1 tRNA gene is annotated in these 306 nt (G+C 43.5%); it reads left to right on the top strand.

What is annotated here, in order from left to right:
- Nucleotides 1–23 precede the first annotated feature (23 nt).
- Nucleotides 24–99 (top strand) — tRNA-Glu (locus AACW87_RS15930).
- Nucleotides 100–306 lie beyond the last annotated feature (207 nt).

The raw sequence follows: 306 nt of genomic DNA, 5'->3' as shown, positions 1-306 counted from the left end.
CGCGAGCGCAAAGACAAATCCGGGTCCCCTTCGTCTAGAGGCCTAGGACACCGCCCTTTCACGGCGGTAACAGGGGTTCGAATCCCCTAGGGGACGCCACTTCTCTTCTTGCTAACAAGAATGCAGACATAAGCATGTAATGTTTATGTCTGTTTTCTTCAGCGCACTTTATAAGTGAATGCTGTTGCAAACATGCTCTTTAACAATCTGGAAAGCTGATTTAAAAAGTAGTTCTCAAACATTTGTTACAAGTGCTTTGGAAACTTCTTGGCGAAAACCAAAATTTATTTTGGTCCTTGTTGTACA

Source organism: Aeromonas sp. MR7, assembly GCF_963899385.1.
Lineage (GTDB): Bacteria > Pseudomonadota > Gammaproteobacteria > Enterobacterales > Aeromonadaceae > Aeromonas > Aeromonas bestiarum.
Note: the sequence above shows the minus strand (reverse complement) of the source record. Positions and strands in the feature narration are given on the sequence as shown.